Raw genomic sequence first — 16036 nt, 5'->3', positions numbered from 1 at the left:
CATTAAAGTTCGCGATAGGGCCTTGAAGAAGGCGTGCCCGCAATGAGGCACCTATCACCCCTTCGCCCCTTACCGCCCATTATCCGCGATGATATCGACACTGGTCTTGCCGCCCGGCGCGTCGGTGAAGAGGATGAAATAGGCGCTGCCGTCCGCGCCGCGGGTGCCGCCCAGCACATGATCTCCACCCAATATGCGATGTTCGCCGTCATAGCCCGCGCGGCGCGCGAGGGTGTAATAATAGTCCATCACGCCCTGACGCGGGACCGGCGTCACGAAGCTGGCCGCGCGCAGGGTGCAGCCGTCGACCTGCGTGCCCGCCGCTTCGGTCAGTTGCGCACCGGGATAGAGGGCGAAGGGTTCGGGCAGACGATGCGCCCATTCCATGCCGTAGTTCAGTTTCTTCGCGCAATTGCCGTTGCCGCCGCGCCGGGTCGCCTGTTCACGCGCGACCGCGCCCAGCGTCACGGCGGAGGCCATCGCTTCCCCTTCGGTCGCGGTCGGCGCGGGCAGCAGTTTGCCGCCGGCCTGCTTCACCGCCTGCGCCTGCGCCGCGCCGGCATCGCCCGCCAATACCGGCACCGCGCCATTGGCGGGCTTGTCGGCCGGGCGCACGGCGTTGCGGTTGGACTGGCCCACCAACTGCGGATCGACCACGATCGGATCGGCCAGCGCGCCCTTGAGCGCGGGATCGGCGACATTGTTGGTCAATTGCGCGTCGAGCGCGGCGAGGCTGGCATCCTTGTCGCCCTTGCCACAGGCGGCGAGCGCCAGCACGAGCGACAACAAAGCGGCGGACCGGACAAGCGTCATATTCTACTCCTTCGCCACCGGGCCATGAACAGGAAGCGTTGATCTTCGATTAGGATGAAGTGGAATTGGCCGATTTTCCTGTAAAATGCCAGTTTCCTATGACTGGCGCCATGCGCATGTCTTGCTCTGGGACAGGTTGAAGGCCATGTGTTGACGATGCTCAACATCCTGTCCGGCTTCATCGGCCTTGTCGCCCTCATCCTGATGATCCCTGCGGTGCTGCCGCTGCTGGGAGCGCTCAACTGGCTGTTCGTGCCGCTCGCGCTGTTCGGCGCCTTTATCGGCATGATTTCTTCCCGGAATGGCGGGCGCAATTTCTGCCTGATCGTCGCGGCGTTCGGTGCGCTGCGCCTGTTTCTGGGCGGAGGCATTTTCTGACCGACGCCCATGCAGAAACGCGGCGCGGACTGATGGCCGCAGCCGGCGCCTATGGGCTGTGGGGGCTGTTGCCGCTCTTCTTCCGCCTGTTGCACCATGTCGACCCGGTGGAGATCGTGACCCAGCGCGTGCTGTGGTCGCTGTTGCTGATTCTGGCGCTGCTGGCCCTGCGGAGCGGGTTGCCGCCCTTTCTGGCGGCGTTGCGCACGCCGCGATTGCTGCTGCCGCTGGCCGGTTCGGCCCTGATGATCGGCATCAACTGGCTGACCTATGTCTGGGCGGTCAATGACGGCCATGTCGTCGCGGCGAGCCTGGGCTATTTCCTCAACCCGCTGGTCGTCGTCACGCTGGGCGTGGTGGTACTGAAGGAAAAGCTGCGCCGGTCGCAGATGCTGGCCATTGGCGTCGCGGCAATCGGGGTCGCGATTCTGGCGGCATCGGCGCTGACGACCCTGTGGATAAGTCTGGCGCTGGCCTTCAGCTTCGCCTTTTACGGGCTGCTGCGCAAACTGACGCCGGTCGCGCCGATGACGGGCCTTGGCGTCGAAACGCTGCTTCTGACGCCACCGGCCATCGCCTATCTGCTGTGGGAAATCAGTCATGGCGGTGTCGGCTTCGGGCAGGATGTGCCGACCACCGCGCTGCTGATCATTTCCGGTGCGGTGACGACGGTGCCGCTGGTGCTGTTCGCGATGGCGGCGCAGCGCCTGCCGATGGCGACGCTGGGCTTGCTGCAATATCTGGCGCCGACGCTGCAATTTCTGTGCGGCATCATCATCTTTGGCGAGAAGCTGAGCGGCGGGCAGATGGCCAGTTTCGGCCTGATCTGGCTGGGCCTGATCCTGTTCGCCAGCGACAGTTTTATCACCGCGCGGCGAAACCGGCTGGCGACGGCCTGAAACACCGGTCCCGCTTTCATCGGGACCGGTGCCCGTCCATCAGGATGGCAGAAGTTGCCCGGTGCTCCGCCGGGCAAGCTGGTCGTCAAACACCGGGTTGCCGAGCAGGAAGCTGATTTCCTTCGCCCGGTCCTGATTGACCGTTTCGTCCGGCACCGACGCCAATATCGCGTCGAAGCGGGTGCGCATGCCGTCCGCAAATTCGGGGTGAGTCAGGATATAAAGGTCATTGGCGCAAATCCCCGCCAAGACCCGTTCGCCGACTTCGTCCGCGCTCATCCAAAGCGGCGATATCGGGCGCTTCTCCAGATCCTCCTCGCGCTGGCGATAGCCGCTGTCGTTGCGATATTCGGCGGGACGCAATTCGCCGCTATGGGCGATATTGCTCTGCACCGGTCCCGGCATGAAAGCGGATACGCCGATATTCTCCGCCGCCAGTTCGCCCCGGATCGCTTCGGAAATGCCCAGCACGGCCGCCTTGGCTGCCGTGTAGATGGCCGAATAGCTGATCGGGATCAGCGCCGATTGCGACGATGTGGTGACGATCTGACCGCCCTGCCCATGCGCCTTGATGCGCGGCAATATGGTGACGAGGCCATTGATCACCCCGCCCAGATTGACGCCCATGCCCCAGTCCCAGTCATCGAACCGCGCGTCCAGCACTGGCCCCATCACGCCGATGCCGGCATTGCCGATCAGCATGTGGATCTTGCCGAAGCGCGCCTCCGCCGCGTCGGCGGCGCGAGCGAAACCGGCGCGGTCGGTGACGTCCAGTTGCACTATTTCCACCTGTGCGTCGGCGCCAAGATCAGCCTTCGCCTGTGCCAGCGCGTCCTCCCGAATGTCGGCGATCACCACATTGGCCCCGGCCCGCACCAGCGCGCGGGCGATGCCAAGGCCAATGCCGTTCGCCCCCCCGGTGATGAAGGCCGTCCGGCCCCGCACGTCGCCCATCGGCGCCTTTGCCTGCGTCATCCTGTCCACTCCCTTATTGTTTCAGGCCCAGCATGGCCCGTGTTTCGCCCGCACTTGCCAGGTCGCCGCCGATCTTTTCAATGATGTCGACGCCCCAGCGCACCAGTTCCGCATTGTCCGCCGCCAGCCGACCGCGCCGCAGATAGATGGTATCTTCAAAGCCCACCCGGATATGCCCGCCCAGCAGCGCGGATTGCGCCGCCATGGGGAAGCTGTGGCGGCTGACGCCGAAGCCGGTGAACTGCGCGCCACGCGGAATCTGGTTCTTCGCGTAGAGCATCGCCTCCGGCGTGGCGGGCAGGCCATATTTGGTGCCCAGAACGAAGGTGAAAGGCACATTCTTCGGAATCGCGCCCTTGGCCATCAGATCGTCGGCGAAGACGAAATCGCCCGCCTCGAAACATTCGATTTCCGGCAGCACCCCGGCATCCTGAATCATATGGCCCATTTTCGTGATCATCGGATCCAGATTGATCGCCACCCCGCCCCATAGCTGCATGGTGCAGATGTCGAGCGTGCACATGTCTGGCTTCAGGTCGAGAATATGCTCCAGCCGCCGTTCGGCCGTGAACATCAATGTGCCCGGCCCGCAGACGGCCGGGTCTTCATCGCCCTGCATCCAGGTGCAACCCGGCCCGGTGGTGACGTTCAGGATGACTTCGTTATTCTTTGCGCGAATGAGGCCGACGACCTCGCGATAATCCTCCAGCGCCTGCGACGGCGCGCCGGTTTCCCGATCGCGGACATGCAGATGGATGATCGACGCTCCGGCCTCCGCCGCCGCCAGTGCTTCCGCCGCGACATGATCGGGGCGGAAGGGGAAATTGGGATGTGACGGCATGGGCGAACTTCCCGTCACCGCGCATGTCACAAATAGCTTGCCAGCCAATATCGCTCTCCTGTGTCATCTCGGCTATGCTGCCGACCGCAGACCAGAAAGTCTTGCAGAGGAGATGGCCCGCAAGAAGGCCGGTGGATGTCACATTATTGCGAGTAACTGGATAAGGCATGGCACAACGGGAAGAATTGACGCGGTTTCTGAAAGCCGCACGCGCGAAGCTGGCGCCATCCGAAGTCGGGCTGCCGGCGGGCGAGCGTCGCCGCACGCGCGGCCTGCGGCGGGAGGAAGTGGCGACGCTCGCGGGGATGAGCGTGACCTGGTACACCTGGTTCGAACAGGGGCGGGAAGTGCAATTGTCCGCGCCGATGCTGGAGCGGTTGAGCCGGACCCTGCGCCTCAGCCCCAATGAGCGGGAATTCCTGTTTGCGCTGGCCCAGCACCGGCCGCCGCCGCTGGCCCGCCGCGCGGACGAGACGATCCATGCCGGCACCCAGCATCTGATGGACGCGCTGTCCTTCCCCGCGCTGGTGATCGTGGAGGACTGGACGGTGATCGGCTGGAACCGATATGTGGGGCAGGCCTTTCGCGATTACAGCCTGTTGCCGCGCGAGGAGCGCAACCTGTTCCGTATCCTGATGCTGCATCCGCGCTATCGCGCCGATCCGGACAAGTTTCAGGATATGTGTCGGCGGCTGATCGCCCGGTTCAAATGGGATTATAGCCGCACCGCCCAGCCCGACGTGTTCGAAGGGATCATCGCGGACATGATGGAGCAGTCCGAATTCTTCCAGCGATACTGGCAGGATTCGGAAATCATGGCCCATTTCGAGGATACGAATATCGCCGACATGCCGGGCGTGGGCGAAATCATGTTCCGCCACACCAGCTATGCGATCGAAGAGGCGCCCGGCCAGCGACTGTTGCTGTTCGCGCCGCTGGACGATGTCAGCGCCGCGCGCCTCGCCCGGCTGGTGGCGGACGAAGAGGCGCCGGCGCTGGCATAGGGTCGCCGGTCAGTTCGTCTCGCGCTTCAGCCGTTCGGCTAGTGCCCCGATCTCTTCGGGTTCCAGCAGCCAGGTGCGGGTCTTGCGGCCTTCGCGATGGACCGGCTGGGTTAGCAGGACGCGGGCCTGCGCCTTGGCATGATCCTTGTAGAGGCCGAAATGGACGGCGCAGTCGCGAATCGTGCCGATCAGCGGCGGCTTGCCGTCCAGGTCGATCATGGTCGCGGGCTGTTCCCAGGGGATGCCGGCGACACCGGGATATTTCTGTTCCATGACGCGGGGACACCATGCCGGGGCGTGGAAATCAAGACCTAAGCGATTTACCTGGAAATCGCGCCATCAAAAACTATCGAAGAAGCGCCATCAGCATCGGATCGCGCGTGGCGGCGGGATCGCGCCGGATTTCCGCCTCTTCGCGGCCGATCGCCCGGAAGATCGCATCGCCGATCTGCCCCGACACATTGTCGGCCATTGCGACGATATCCTTGTTCCCGGCCGCTGCCAGCGCGACCGACAGCATGTCGAACAGGTCCGATCGCAGCGCCCGCGACGCGCCGGGCAACAGTGCTTCGACCACGGAGCCGCGGGCTTCGCGCGCCAGCAGATCGGTCGCCGCCGTCGGCCCGCCGCGCAGCACGGACACCGCATCGGCCAGCGTCATGCGATGCACCGCATCCATCACCACCGGCGTCGCATTGTCGGCCAGATCGACCGCCACGTCATTGAGCGCACGCGACACCTGATTGCGCACGGTGTTGGTGCGCAGCAGGGCGGCGAGCACGGCGCCTCCTTTCCCGCCTGCAAGATCAGGCGGGACGATGCGGGTCAGCTGGTCGTCATAGAAACCGCCCGGTTCGGTCAGCCGGGCGAAGGCGCGCTGGCTCGACAGTTCGAGCAGGCGGCGCACCGCATCCTCGACCGTATAGCGGCCCATCGGCGTGGCGCAGGCCGCCAGCGGCAGCAACGCCAGCGTCGCGATCAGGCTGCGCCGGTCGGAAAGGCCCAATGATTGTTCCATGCCGCATCTCCCTTTTTGCTGGGGATGCTATGGCGCGGTGAGGCTTGCCGGACGGTGAACGCCATCCCGTCATTGCGAGCGGAGCGAAGCAATCCATGGGCGCACCATGGATTGCTTCGCTCCGCTCGCAATGACGAAACTTCAGGCGAACAACGTCCGTACCGAATCCGGCACCCGTTCCGCGCGCAGTCCGCCCGGACGGCTGGCATCCGGTACGGTCCAAACCCGTTTTTCGGTGCATTCCACACATAATTTCCCATCCAGCGACAGGCGATGGGCGACGGTGAAGCTGCTATTGCCGAAGGACGGCGCATCCGCTTCCACCAGCACATCGTCGCCATAGGCGGTGGGAATGAAGAAGCGGGCCGACACATCGACCATGGGAAAACCGGCAAAGGGCATGGTGGCCAGCATCTGGCGCTTCTTGGGCAGACCGGCATGTTCGAACAACAACATCGTGCTCTCGCCGAAAATGTCGAAATAGCGGGGCGCATGGACGATACCGGCGGGGTCGCAATGCCCCCATTCGATGCGGACGATCCGCTGGAGGAAGGCGCTCACGCGAGAATGGTCTTTCCCTGCTTGGTGGTTTTTTCCGCCATTTCCTCGTCGGTCGGCGGCGTGGGGACAAGAAGCCCGCGCTGCACCGCGGGCCGCGCTGAAATCCTGTCGAACCAGCGCTGAAGGTGGGGAAAGCCGCCCATGTCGACGCCGGCCCAGTCATGGCCGCGTATCCAGGGGAAGCAGGCGATATCGGCGATCGAATAGTCCCCGACCAGATAGTCGTTATCGGCCAGGCGCGCATCCATGACGCCGAACAGGCGCTGGCTTTCGCGGACATAGCGATCGATCACCGACGGCAATTTCTCGTCAAAGTAACGGTTGAAGACGGCCGCCTGCCCCATCATCGGGCCAAGGCCGGACATCTGCCACATCACCCACTGGATGACGCGGCTGCGATCCTGCGCGTCGGCAGGGATGAACCGCCCGAATTTTTCGGCCAGATAGAGCAGGATCGCACCGGATTCGAAGATGGCGAAGTCGCCGGCGTCATGATCGACCAGCGTCGGGATGCGGCCATTGGGATTGAGCGCGACATACCAGTCCTGCTTCTGCACCCGGTCGGTCAGGGATATCGGCGTCACCTGATAGGGCACGCCCAGTTCCTCCAGCAGGATCGCGACTTTCCAGCCATTGGGCGTTTCCGACGTCAGCAGTTCCAGCATCTTCCTCTCCAAATGTCTTTCCCCATCCAGAGCAAAGGCTTGTCCCCGCTGCAAGACGAGTGGCGGCGCTATCATTGAAACTGACAGGTTAAGATGCCGGGTAGTGGCACTGATAGTATCGACAGAGGACTTGCGACCCGCCGGAACGCCAGCCACTTTCCCGTTCGAAGGCGCCAAAGACGCCATAACCACAAGGTGAGGATGAACCAGCGCATGTTGACGCTCTACAGCTTCGGTCCGGCCGCCAATTCGTTGAAACCCCTGCTGGCCCTGTATGAAAAGGGGCTGGAATTCACCCCCCGCTTTGTCGACCCGACCCGGTTCGAACATCATGAAGACTGGTTCAAGGCGATCAATCCGCGCGGTCAGGTGCCCGCGCTGGACCATGACGGGCATATCATCACCGAATCGACCGTGATCTGCGAATATCTGGAGGACGCCTTTCCGGATGCGCCGCGCCTGCGCCCGGTCGATCCGGTGCAGATTGCGGAAATGCGCGTCTGGACCAAATGGGTGGACGAATATTTCTGCTGGTGCGTGTCGACCATCGGCTGGGAGCGGATGATCGGCCCGATGGCGCGCAAATTGTCCGACGCCGAGTTCGAGGAGAAGCTGAAGCATATACCGATCCCGGAGCAGCAGGCCAAATGGCGCAGCGCCCGCGCCGGCTTCCCGCAAGCGGTGCTGGACGAGGAAATGCGCAAGATTCGCGTGTCGATCGACCGGCTGGAAAAGCGGCTGTCGCAAAGCCCCTGGCTCGCTGGCGAAGACTATACGCTGGCCGACATCTGCAACTTCGCGATCGCGAACGGGATGCAGTTTGGCTATTCGGACATCGTCAACAAGACGGCGACGCCGCATCTGGTCGCCTGGATCGACCGGATCAATGCCCGGCCGGCCACGCAGGCCATGTTCTCCAAATCGAAGAGCGAAATGCCAGCCCGCCCCACCGCGACGGCGGCCTGATCCATGAGCTGGCAGGACGAACCGCCCGCCGGGCAGTTGCGCATGTACCATATTCCCGGTTGCCCTTTTTCGGAGCGGATCGAGTTGCTGCTCGATCTGAAAGGGCTGCACGGCATCATGGCCGATCATGAGATCGACATATCACAGCCCCGGCCCGACTGGCTGCTCGCCAAGACCCGCGGGACCACTTCGCTGCCCGCGCTGGAACTGGAAAATGGCGAGACGCTGAAGGAAAGCATGGTCATCATGCGCTATTTCGAGGATCGCTTTCCCGATCCGCCGGCGGCGCGGCAAGACCCCTATGAGCATGCGGTCGAGGCGATGCTGTGCGCGACCGACGGGCAATATACCGGGGCGGGATATCGCATGATCCTGAACCGCGACCCGGCGAAGCGTGATGAGCATAAGAGCGAGATCGACGCCCAATATGCGCGGCTGGACGACTATCTGCGCCATTATGCGCCGGACGGGGATTTTCTGTTCGACCGGTTCGGCTGGGCCGAAGTCGCCTTCACGCCGATGTTCAAGCGGCTGTGGTTCCTCGATTATTATGAGGCCTATCAGATCCCCCAGCATCTGACCCGGCTGCTGCGCTGGCGCGACGCCTGTCTGTCGCATCCGGTCGCCCAGCGGCATCATGGCCATCGCGAGCTGATGACGCTTTATTATGATTATAGCCAGGGTGGCGGCAACGGGCGCCTGCCCGAAGGCCGCACCATCTCCAGCTTCACGCTCGATCCGCCCTGGGACAGCCGCCCCCTGCCGCCGCGCGACAAATGGGGCACGCCCGCCACCGACGCCGAACTCGGCCTTCTTCCCGCATAAGGACATTCATCATGCCCAACACGCTTCAGCATTATATCGATGGCCAGTGGATCGACAGCCAGGGCGGCCGGACCATTGCCGTCATCAACCCCGCGACCGACCAGAGCGCCGCCGACCTGATATTGGGCACGGCCGCCGATGTCGATGCAGCCGTGATCGCCGCCCGCCGGGCGTTCGAGACATTCTCGCTGACCAGCCGGGAGGAGCGCGTCGCGCTGCTGGAACGCATCATCGGTGAATATCAGAAGCGCGTGCCCGATATCGCCCGCGCCATCGCGACCGAAATGGGCTGCCCCATCTCCATCGCCCAGACGGCGCAGGCCGGATCAGGTCTAGGCCATCTGGGGCAGGCGCTGGCGGCGCTCAAAAATTACGAGTTTAGCGAGAAGATCGGCGACAATCGCGTGGTGCGCGAGCCGATCGGCGTGGTGGCGCTGATCACGCCGTGGAACTGGCCGATGAACCAGATCGTCGCCAAGGTCGGTCCGGCGCTGGCGGCGGGGTGCACCATGATCCTGAAGCCCTCGGAAGAGGCGCCAAGCTGCGCCGCGATCTTCGCCGAAGTGCTGGAGGCGGCTGGCGTGCCAGCCGGCGTCTTCAATCTGGTGCAGGGCGATGGCGAAGGCGTGGGCACCGCGCTCGCGAAGCATCCCGATATCGACATGGTGAGCTTTACCGGGTCGACCCGCGCAGGCATCATGGTGGCGAAGAACGCCGCCGATACGGTCAAGCGGGTCGCACAGGAACTGGGCGGCAAGTCGCCCAACATCATATTGGAGGGCACGCCGCTGGATGTCGCGCTGCCCGGCGGCGTGGGCGGCGTGCTGCTCAACAGCGGCCAGAGCTGCGTGGCCCCCACCCGCATGCTGGTGCATCGTTCGCAGCATGACGAAGCGGCGCAGAAGGTCGGCGCGCTGTTCGCCGCCAGGAAGGTCGGCGATCCACAGGCGGAGGGCGATCATATCGGCCCGGTCGTCAGCCAGCGGCAATGGGACCGGATTCAGAGCCTGATCCAGACCGGCATCGACGAAGGCGCCACCCTCGTCACCGGCGGCACCGGGCGGCCGGAAGGGCTGGAGGCGGGCAACTATGTGCAGCCGACCGTCTTCGCCAATGTGACGCCGGACATGACGATCGCGAAGGAAGAGATTTTCGGCCCCGTGCTGGTCCTCATGCCCTATGACGACGATGAGGACGCCATCCGCATCGCCAATGACACGCCCTATGGCCTGGGCGCCTATGTTGCGGGCGACCCGGCCCATGCCCGCAAATTCGTCAGCCGCCTGCGCGCCGGCGCGGTGTTCGTGAATGCGGGTGGGCTTGCCTTCGACATGCCCTTTGGCGGGTACAAGCAATCGGGCAATGGCCGGGAATTCGGCAAGTTCGGGCTGGAAGAATTTCTGGAGGTCAAATCGGTGATCGGCGCGCTGCCCGAAGAGGTGGCGTGATGGCGAGCCTGCCGGTCGAAGCCGATGTCGAGGACAGCGCGCGGCAGGCGCCCGCGCTGATCCGCTATCTGGACGAGGGCGATTTCGTCACGCGGCGCTATGTGTCGCAGGGGGTGGAGATCAACACCGGCACCTATAGCGACCATCGCATGATGGTGCGCGACGGGATGCCGATCCGCGATCATTTCGACTTCGACACCCATGGCTTCATGCTGGGCCGGCATCGCAGCGCGATCCGCGATTTCTTCGACAAGGAAGAGGTCGATCGCCTCTATCTGCGCGAATGCGAGGACGCGATAAAGGCGCTCACCGGCGCGTCCTGCGTATCGGCGGGCGGGTGGATGATCCGCACATCGGCTGACCTTACCGCGCGAGCGCAAGAGAAGGTGGAAAATTATCGCCATGAAGGCGGCATCCAGCCGCCAGCCGGCGAAGCGCATGTCGATTATAATGAGATTACCGGGCGGCGCGCGGCGGAGCGGGCCTATGCCGCCGCTTTCCCCGATGGTCCGGGCTATAGACGGTCTGTCTGCGTCAGCTTCTGGCGCACATTCTCACCCGGCCCGCAGGACTGGCCGCTGGCGGTGTGCGACGGGCGCACCGTGTCGGATGAGGAGGCGACGTCCAACACTTTGTTCGTGGTGGACGAATTGCCGACAGGCGAGGCGCTGACAGTGCCGGTCGATGGCGAGGATCAGATGATCGCCGCCTCCATCTTCCGTTACCGGGCGCGCCATCGCTGGTGGTATTTTTCGAACATGGCGGCGGACGATGTGCTGCTGTTCAAATTTCAGGACAGCGACCATGATGTGACATGGCGCTGCCCCCATACCGCATTTCACGACAGCAGCCTGCCGGATACGCGGACCCGATCCAGTATCGAGGTCCGCGCCGTCGCTTTCTTCGAATAGACAGGCGTCAGGCGAACTGGGTCGCTTCGAAACGCACCGGTTCGCCCACCGCGGCATTGGCGAGCGTGTCTTCCCACATCACGCGATGGCCGCGGATGATGGTGCCGATCGCCTTGCCGGTCAGGTCCATGCCTTCGAAGGGCGACCAGTTGCAGCGCGAGGCGAGCCATTCGCTGCCCACGGTCCAGCGCTTCTTGAGGTCGACCACGGTGAAGTCGGCATCATAGCCGAGCGCAATCCGTCCCTTGCCGGTCAGGCCGAACACGCGCTGCGGCCCGGAGCTGGTCAGTTCGATGAAGCGGCGCAGCGTCAGCCGCCCTTCCGCCACATGGTTGAGCAGCAGCGGCACCAGAGTCTGCACGCCGGGCATGCCGCTGGGCGAGGCGGGATAGGTCTTGGCCTTTTCCTCGATCGTGTGAGGCGCATGGTCGCTGCCCAACACGTCGGGCACGCCCTGATTGAGGAAATGCCACAGCCCGTCGCGATGCGCGCCCGACCGGATCGGCGGGTTCATCTGCGCATAGGTGCCAAGGCGCGGATAGGCATCTTCGCCCGCCAGCGTCAGATGCTGCGGCGTCACCTCGCAAGTGGCGATATCCTTGTTCTGGCCGATATAGTCCAGTTCCGCTGGCGTAGTGATGTGCAGGATATGGATGCGGCGGCGCGCCTTGCGGGCCAGCGCGATGATGCGCTTGGTAGCGATCAGCGCGCTTTCATCATCGCGCCAGACCGGGTGGGAGGACGGGTCGCCTTCCACGCGATAATCCTTGCGCGCGTTCATGCGCGTCTCATCCTCGGCATGGATGGCGACGCGGCGGGTGCCGCTCGCCAGCACGCGGGCCAGCGCATTGTCATCATCCACCAGCAGGCTGCCGGTCGAGGCGCCCATGAAGATCTTCACGCCCGACGTGCCGGGAATGCGCTCCAGTTCCTTGAGCTGCTCGGCATTTTCCGCCGTCGCGCCGACATAGAAGGCATGGTCGCACCACATGCGATGATGTGCGCGCTTCAGCTTGTCATGCACCCGCTCGGCGGTGTCGGTATTGGGATTGGTATTGGGCATTTCGAAGACGGCCGTGACGCCGCCCAGCACCGCCGCGCGGCTGCCCGATTCCAGATCTTCCTTATATTCCAGCCCCGGCTCGCGGAAATGGACCTGGCTGTCGATGCAGCCGGGCAGTACGTCCAGCCCGGCGCAGTCGATCACCTCGCCCGCATCGCCCAGCGACGTGCCGATCGCCACGATCTTGCCATCGCGCACGCCCACATCCACGCTCTCCGCGCCGCCCGGCGTATGGACGGTGCCGTTCTTGAGGATCAGGTCATAGGTCTGGGTCATGGCTTTCGACTCTCTTCTCGGCCGGGACGGCTTGGATGTTGTGCGGGAGTGTCCTACCTAAAGCCGATGACCGGCACCACCCTGCGCGACCGCGCGCTCTTACGAATTTCGGGCGAGGAAGCCCGTCCCTTCCTTCAGGGCCTGCTGACCCGCGACGTGGTGACGCTGGCGCAAGGCGAGCCGCGCTGGACCGGGCTGCTGACGCCGCAGGGCAAGGCGCTGTTCGACTTCATCCTGTGGGGCGACGGCGACGATGTGCTGATCGATTGCGAGGCGGCACAGGCGGACATGCTGGGCAAGCGCCTGACCCTCTATCGCCTGCGCCGCAAGGTGATGATCGCGCGCGACGAAACGCTGGCGGTGCATTGGTCGCCGGATGCGGCAGACCAGCCGCATGACCCGCGCCTGCCCGCGCTTGGCCATCGCTGGCTTGCACCGGCCGGTGAAGGGGATGCATCCGCGACCTTCCGTGCCCATCGGCTGTCGCTCGGCATTTTCGAAGGGGTGGCCGAACTGGGGCAGGACCAGATATTGTGGCTCGAAACCAATGCGGAAGAGCTGAACGGCGTCGATTATGACAAGGGCTGCTATGTCGGGCAGGAAAATACCGCGCGCATGCATTATCGCAACAAGGTGAGCCGCCGTCTGGTCGCCGTGCCGCTGGCGGCCGCCGATGAAAAGCGCCAGCGCGCGGCGCTGGAAGATGTCGGCCTGTCGATCGAACTGCGCCGGGTCGAAAGCATCGATCCCGCCACCCTGCCCGGCTGGCTGGCCGCCGCGATCGAAAGCCAGGCGGCGGAATGAAGCGTCTAACTCTTGCGCTTGTCAGCGCGCTCGTCCTGATCGCACCGGCGCAGGCCGACACGCCGTGGAAACTGGTGCGCAGCTATCCGCACGACAGCTCCGCCTTTACCGAAGGGCTCTTCTATCTCGATGGCGCGCTCTATGAGAGCACCGGGCTGGAGGGGCAGTCGGAGATTCGCAAGGTCGCGCTCAAAACCGGCAAGGTGCTGCAACGCCGCGTCATCGAGCGTCCCTATTTCGGCGAGGGCATCGTCAACTGGAAGGACCGGCTGGTCAGCCTGACCTGGCGCCACGGGCAGGGTTTCGTCTGGAAGCTGGCCGATTTCACGCCGGTGTCGGACTTTCGCTATGATGGCGAGGGCTGGGGCATGACCCAGGACGGGCATAGGCTGATCATGAGCGACGGCACTGCGCAAATCCGCTTCCTCGACCCCGACAGCCTAGCCGAAGAGCGCCGGATCACCGTGACCTGGAACGGTCGGCCGGTCGATCGGCTGAACGAGCTGGAATATGTGAAGGGCGAGATCTGGGCCAATATCTGGTATGATACGAAGATCGCCCGGATCGATCCCAGAACCGGCGCGATCATCGACTGGATCGATGTGGCCGCCCTGCGCAAGGCCGCCGGGGCGACCGACAGCGAGGCAGTGGCCAACGGCATCGCCTATGACGCAAAGACCGACCGCGTCTTCATCACCGGAAAGAACTGGTCGAAATTGTTCGAGATCAGGGTCTCCCGATAGCGCCCACCCTGTTGGGATCATTTCGGCAACGGTTATTGGGATGGAGAGGACGCGATGTCGGAGCGGAAAATCAGAGCCTGGCAGGAAGCGGGACTCGTCGACGCCGCGATCGCCGAGAAGATTCGCACCTGGGAAGCCGAACATAGCCGCCCGATCGGCACCTGGGCGGTTGTCGGCCTGGGCGCCCTGACAATCGGATTGGGCCTGATCTCCGTCGTGGCCGCAAACTGGGATGCGATCTCCGGCGAAACGCGCCTGGCGATCCATTTCATGCTGATGGCCGCGCTTGCCCTTTTCCTCTGGCTGCGGCTGCCGCGAAGCGGGCACAATGATCATTATCATGATGGCCTGCTGTTCGTCGCGGCCGTGCTCGGCCTGACCTTCTTCGGCCATCTGGGCCAGGTCTACCAGAGCAGCGCCCCGTTATGGCAACCTCTGTTGGTCTGGCTCATCCTCTTCTCGCCGCTGCTCCTGCTGTTCGGGCGGGGATGGACGGTCGCCGGGCTGTGGATGGCAGGTCTGATCGGCACTATCTGGTCCCATGCAGAGGATTATGGCCATGCGTGGACCGTCATGGGCGCGTCGGGACCGACCCGTTCGGCGCTTTACTGGGGCCTCATCGCCTGCCCGCCGATGGCCGCCGCCGCCTTTGCCGCGACGATGCGCGACCGGAGCGCGCGCCCCGCCTTCTGGCGCCTGCTGGAACAGATCGCCATCGCGGTGATTTTCGCTGGTCTCAGTCTCTTCACTGTCATCCATGGGTGGGACCGGCATAGCGACGTCCTGCCGGGCAGCGCCGCGATCCAGAGCGCCGCCTTGTCGGGCGCAGCCCTTGCCATCGGTCATGCCCGCCGGACCCCATCAGGCAGCACGACCGCTGCGCTGCTGATCGTCGCGGCCTTCCTTCATATCCTCCAGGCGATGCTTCCCGAGATGCGGGGCGAGGCGCGCGCCTGGATCGGCGGCCTGTTTTTCTGCGCTCTGTGGGGCGCGATCGCCGCCGGCGCGCTCCATGCCCGCTGGCGCCGCATCTTTCAGACCGCCATTGCCCTGGTGGCGTTACGGATCATCATCCTGAGCTTCGAGCTGAATGACGATCTGCTCAGCAGCGGCGTCGGCCTGATCCTGTCAGGCCTGTTTGCGTTGGCGGTGGCATGGGCGACGATCCGGATCAGTGGGCGCCATGCTCCGCGCAGGGAGGCCGACGCATGACTCTCGCCCCGTCGCCACGCACATGGCTCGCTGCCGCATTGCTGCTGCCGCTCGCCGCTTTCGCCTGGAACTGGGGCGATACATACAGGCTGTCGCGCAGCGGCGAGGAGTGGCTGATCCCGATCCAGGGCTATGATCCGCGCGACCTGTTACGCGGCCATTATGTCCAATATCGCTATGACTGGCCGGTCGCCGAACCGAACGAAGACGAATCCCGCTGGGAGCCGGCCTATGCCAGTGCCCTGTGCGTCCTTGGCGAGGCACCGCATATTCGATCGGTACGCGCCCTGTCGGCGTTGCCGGGCAGGAGCCGGGCATCGGACGATAAGGACTGCGCCATCGTGCTGCGCGCGACGCTGGGCGCCCGGCGCGAAGTGCGCGGGCTGGACAGCGGCATCTTCTACGCTTCGCAGACAGAGGCTATCACCCTGTCCCGTCGCCTGGCCGATCCCAAGCTGCAAGGGCTGGTCCGCGTCCGGGTGCGCCCCGATGGCGTCATGCGCCCGGTCGCGCTGGAGTTCAGGCCCCGTCCGGCGCGTTAGAGCGGGATGACGTTTGGCTGATTCAAGCGGGATTCCCTTTGGGGTGATTTTCTGATTCAAGATGCTTGCTGGGCATGGAGGCCAGCGAGCAT

19 protein-coding genes are annotated in these 16036 nt (G+C 64.3%); 11 read left to right on the top strand and 8 right to left on the bottom strand.

Annotated elements, in window-relative coordinates:
- Positions 1 to 69: 69 nt before the first annotated feature.
- Positions 70 to 813: a hypothetical protein gene (locus BMX92_RS16350; protein ID WP_093018431.1), complete on the bottom strand. Its 744-nt coding sequence runs from the start codon at positions 811 to 813 to the stop codon at positions 70 to 72.
- A gap of 156 nt (positions 814 to 969) precedes the next feature.
- Here BMX92_RS16350 and BMX92_RS16345 point away from each other — a divergent pair, with 156 nt between their 5' ends.
- Together BMX92_RS16345 and rarD are read left to right on the top strand one after the other, a co-directional pair.
- A complete protein-coding gene (locus tag BMX92_RS16345; RefSeq protein ID WP_093018429.1) occupies positions 970 to 1191 on the top strand; it encodes a hypothetical protein in 222 nt (73 codons plus the stop codon).
- Between the two features lie 32 nt (positions 1192 to 1223).
- On the top strand, positions 1224 to 2090 hold the full coding sequence (gene rarD / locus BMX92_RS16340) for an EamA family transporter RarD (protein ID WP_093018427.1): 867 nt from the start codon (positions 1224 to 1226) through the stop codon (positions 2088 to 2090).
- 39 nt (positions 2091 to 2129) lie between these two features.
- Here rarD and BMX92_RS16335 read toward each other — a convergent pair whose 3' ends face one another.
- Positions 2130 to 3065 (bottom strand): SDR family oxidoreductase, encoded by a 936-nt coding sequence (locus BMX92_RS16335; protein WP_093018425.1) that lies wholly within the window; start codon positions 3063 to 3065, stop codon positions 2130 to 2132.
- A gap of 13 nt (positions 3066 to 3078) precedes the next feature.
- Positions 3079 to 3936, bottom strand: coding sequence for a BKACE family enzyme (locus BMX92_RS16330; protein ID WP_256213475.1), 858 nt, complete (start codon positions 3934 to 3936; stop codon positions 3079 to 3081).
- Positions 3937 to 4073: 137 nt separating this feature from the next.
- On the opposite strand from BMX92_RS16330, the gene BMX92_RS16325 reads away from it, so the two are divergent.
- A complete protein-coding gene (locus BMX92_RS16325; RefSeq protein ID WP_093018421.1) occupies positions 4074 to 4910 on the top strand; it encodes a helix-turn-helix transcriptional regulator in 837 nt (278 codons plus the stop codon).
- A gap of 9 nt (positions 4911 to 4919) precedes the next feature.
- Here the strand turns inward: BMX92_RS16325 and BMX92_RS16320 are convergent, their stop codons facing one another.
- From BMX92_RS16320 to BMX92_RS16305, 4 genes are all read right to left on the bottom strand, one after another.
- Positions 4920 to 5183 carry a hypothetical protein gene (locus BMX92_RS16320; protein WP_093018419.1) on the bottom strand — a complete coding sequence of 88 codons (264 nt, stop codon included), beginning with the start codon at positions 5181 to 5183 and terminating at the stop codon, positions 4920 to 4922.
- Positions 5184 to 5256: 73 nt separating this feature from the next.
- Positions 5257 to 5928 (bottom strand): DUF4197 domain-containing protein, encoded by a 672-nt coding sequence (locus tag BMX92_RS16315; protein WP_093018417.1) that lies wholly within the window; start codon positions 5926 to 5928, stop codon positions 5257 to 5259.
- A gap of 141 nt (positions 5929 to 6069) precedes the next feature.
- Positions 6070 to 6489, bottom strand: a complete 420-nt coding sequence (locus BMX92_RS16310; RefSeq protein WP_093018415.1) for an acyl-CoA thioesterase — start codon at positions 6487 to 6489, stop codon at positions 6070 to 6072.
- A complete protein-coding gene (locus BMX92_RS16305; RefSeq protein ID WP_093018413.1) occupies positions 6486 to 7154 on the bottom strand; it encodes a glutathione S-transferase family protein in 669 nt (222 codons plus the stop codon). The genes BMX92_RS16310 and BMX92_RS16305 overlap by 4 nt, the downstream gene beginning before the upstream one ends.
- 201 nt (positions 7155 to 7355) lie before the next feature.
- Between BMX92_RS16305 and BMX92_RS16300 the strand changes: the two genes are divergently transcribed.
- Genes BMX92_RS16300 through BMX92_RS16285 form a run of 4 tightly spaced genes read left to right on the top strand, consistent with a single transcriptional unit; the run spans position 7356 to position 11304 of the window.
- Positions 7356 to 8120: a glutathione S-transferase family protein gene (locus BMX92_RS16300; protein WP_256213470.1), complete on the top strand. Its 765-nt coding sequence runs from the start codon at positions 7356 to 7358 to the stop codon at positions 8118 to 8120.
- 3 nt (positions 8121 to 8123) lie between these two features.
- On the top strand, positions 8124 to 8945 hold the full coding sequence (locus BMX92_RS16295; RefSeq protein WP_256213469.1) for a glutathione S-transferase family protein: 822 nt from the start codon (positions 8124 to 8126) through the stop codon (positions 8943 to 8945).
- 11 nt (positions 8946 to 8956) lie between these two features.
- Positions 8957 to 10393, top strand: coding sequence for an aldehyde dehydrogenase family protein (locus tag BMX92_RS16290; protein ID WP_093018411.1), 1437 nt, complete (start codon positions 8957 to 8959; stop codon positions 10391 to 10393).
- Positions 10393 to 11304, top strand: coding sequence for a CmcJ/NvfI family oxidoreductase (locus BMX92_RS16285; protein ID WP_093018409.1), 912 nt, complete (start codon positions 10393 to 10395; stop codon positions 11302 to 11304). The genes BMX92_RS16290 and BMX92_RS16285 overlap by 1 nt, the downstream gene beginning before the upstream one ends.
- A gap of 7 nt (positions 11305 to 11311) precedes the next feature.
- Here BMX92_RS16285 and BMX92_RS16280 read toward each other — a convergent pair whose 3' ends face one another.
- Positions 11312 to 12643: a dihydroorotase gene (locus tag BMX92_RS16280; protein ID WP_093018407.1), complete on the bottom strand. Its 1332-nt coding sequence runs from the start codon at positions 12641 to 12643 to the stop codon at positions 11312 to 11314.
- 66 nt (positions 12644 to 12709) lie between these two features.
- Here BMX92_RS16280 and BMX92_RS16275 point away from each other — a divergent pair, with 66 nt between their 5' ends.
- From BMX92_RS16275 to BMX92_RS16260, 4 genes are read left to right on the top strand one after another with little or no spacing between them, the layout of a single operon-like run.
- Positions 12710 to 13447 carry a CAF17-like 4Fe-4S cluster assembly/insertion protein YgfZ gene (locus tag BMX92_RS16275; RefSeq protein WP_093018405.1) on the top strand — a complete coding sequence of 246 codons (738 nt, stop codon included), beginning with the start codon at positions 12710 to 12712 and terminating at the stop codon, positions 13445 to 13447.
- Positions 13444 to 14190, top strand: a complete 747-nt coding sequence (locus BMX92_RS16270; protein WP_093018403.1) for a glutaminyl-peptide cyclotransferase — start codon at positions 13444 to 13446, stop codon at positions 14188 to 14190. Before BMX92_RS16275 ends, BMX92_RS16270 begins: the two co-directional genes overlap by 4 nt.
- Positions 14191 to 14244: 54 nt before the next feature.
- On the top strand, positions 14245 to 15402 hold the full coding sequence (locus BMX92_RS16265; protein WP_093018401.1) for a DUF2157 domain-containing protein: 1158 nt from the start codon (positions 14245 to 14247) through the stop codon (positions 15400 to 15402).
- Positions 15399 to 15944, top strand: coding sequence for a GDYXXLXY domain-containing protein (locus BMX92_RS16260; protein WP_177185096.1), 546 nt, complete (start codon positions 15399 to 15401; stop codon positions 15942 to 15944). The genes BMX92_RS16265 and BMX92_RS16260 overlap by 4 nt, the downstream gene beginning before the upstream one ends.
- Positions 15945 to 16036 lie beyond the last annotated feature (92 nt).

The organism is Sphingobium sp. YR768, from assembly GCF_900111125.1.
GTDB lineage: Bacteria > Pseudomonadota > Alphaproteobacteria > Sphingomonadales > Sphingomonadaceae > Sphingobium.
The sequence above is the reverse complement of the archived record's forward strand: the minus strand, read 5'-3'. Positions and strand labels throughout refer to the sequence as shown.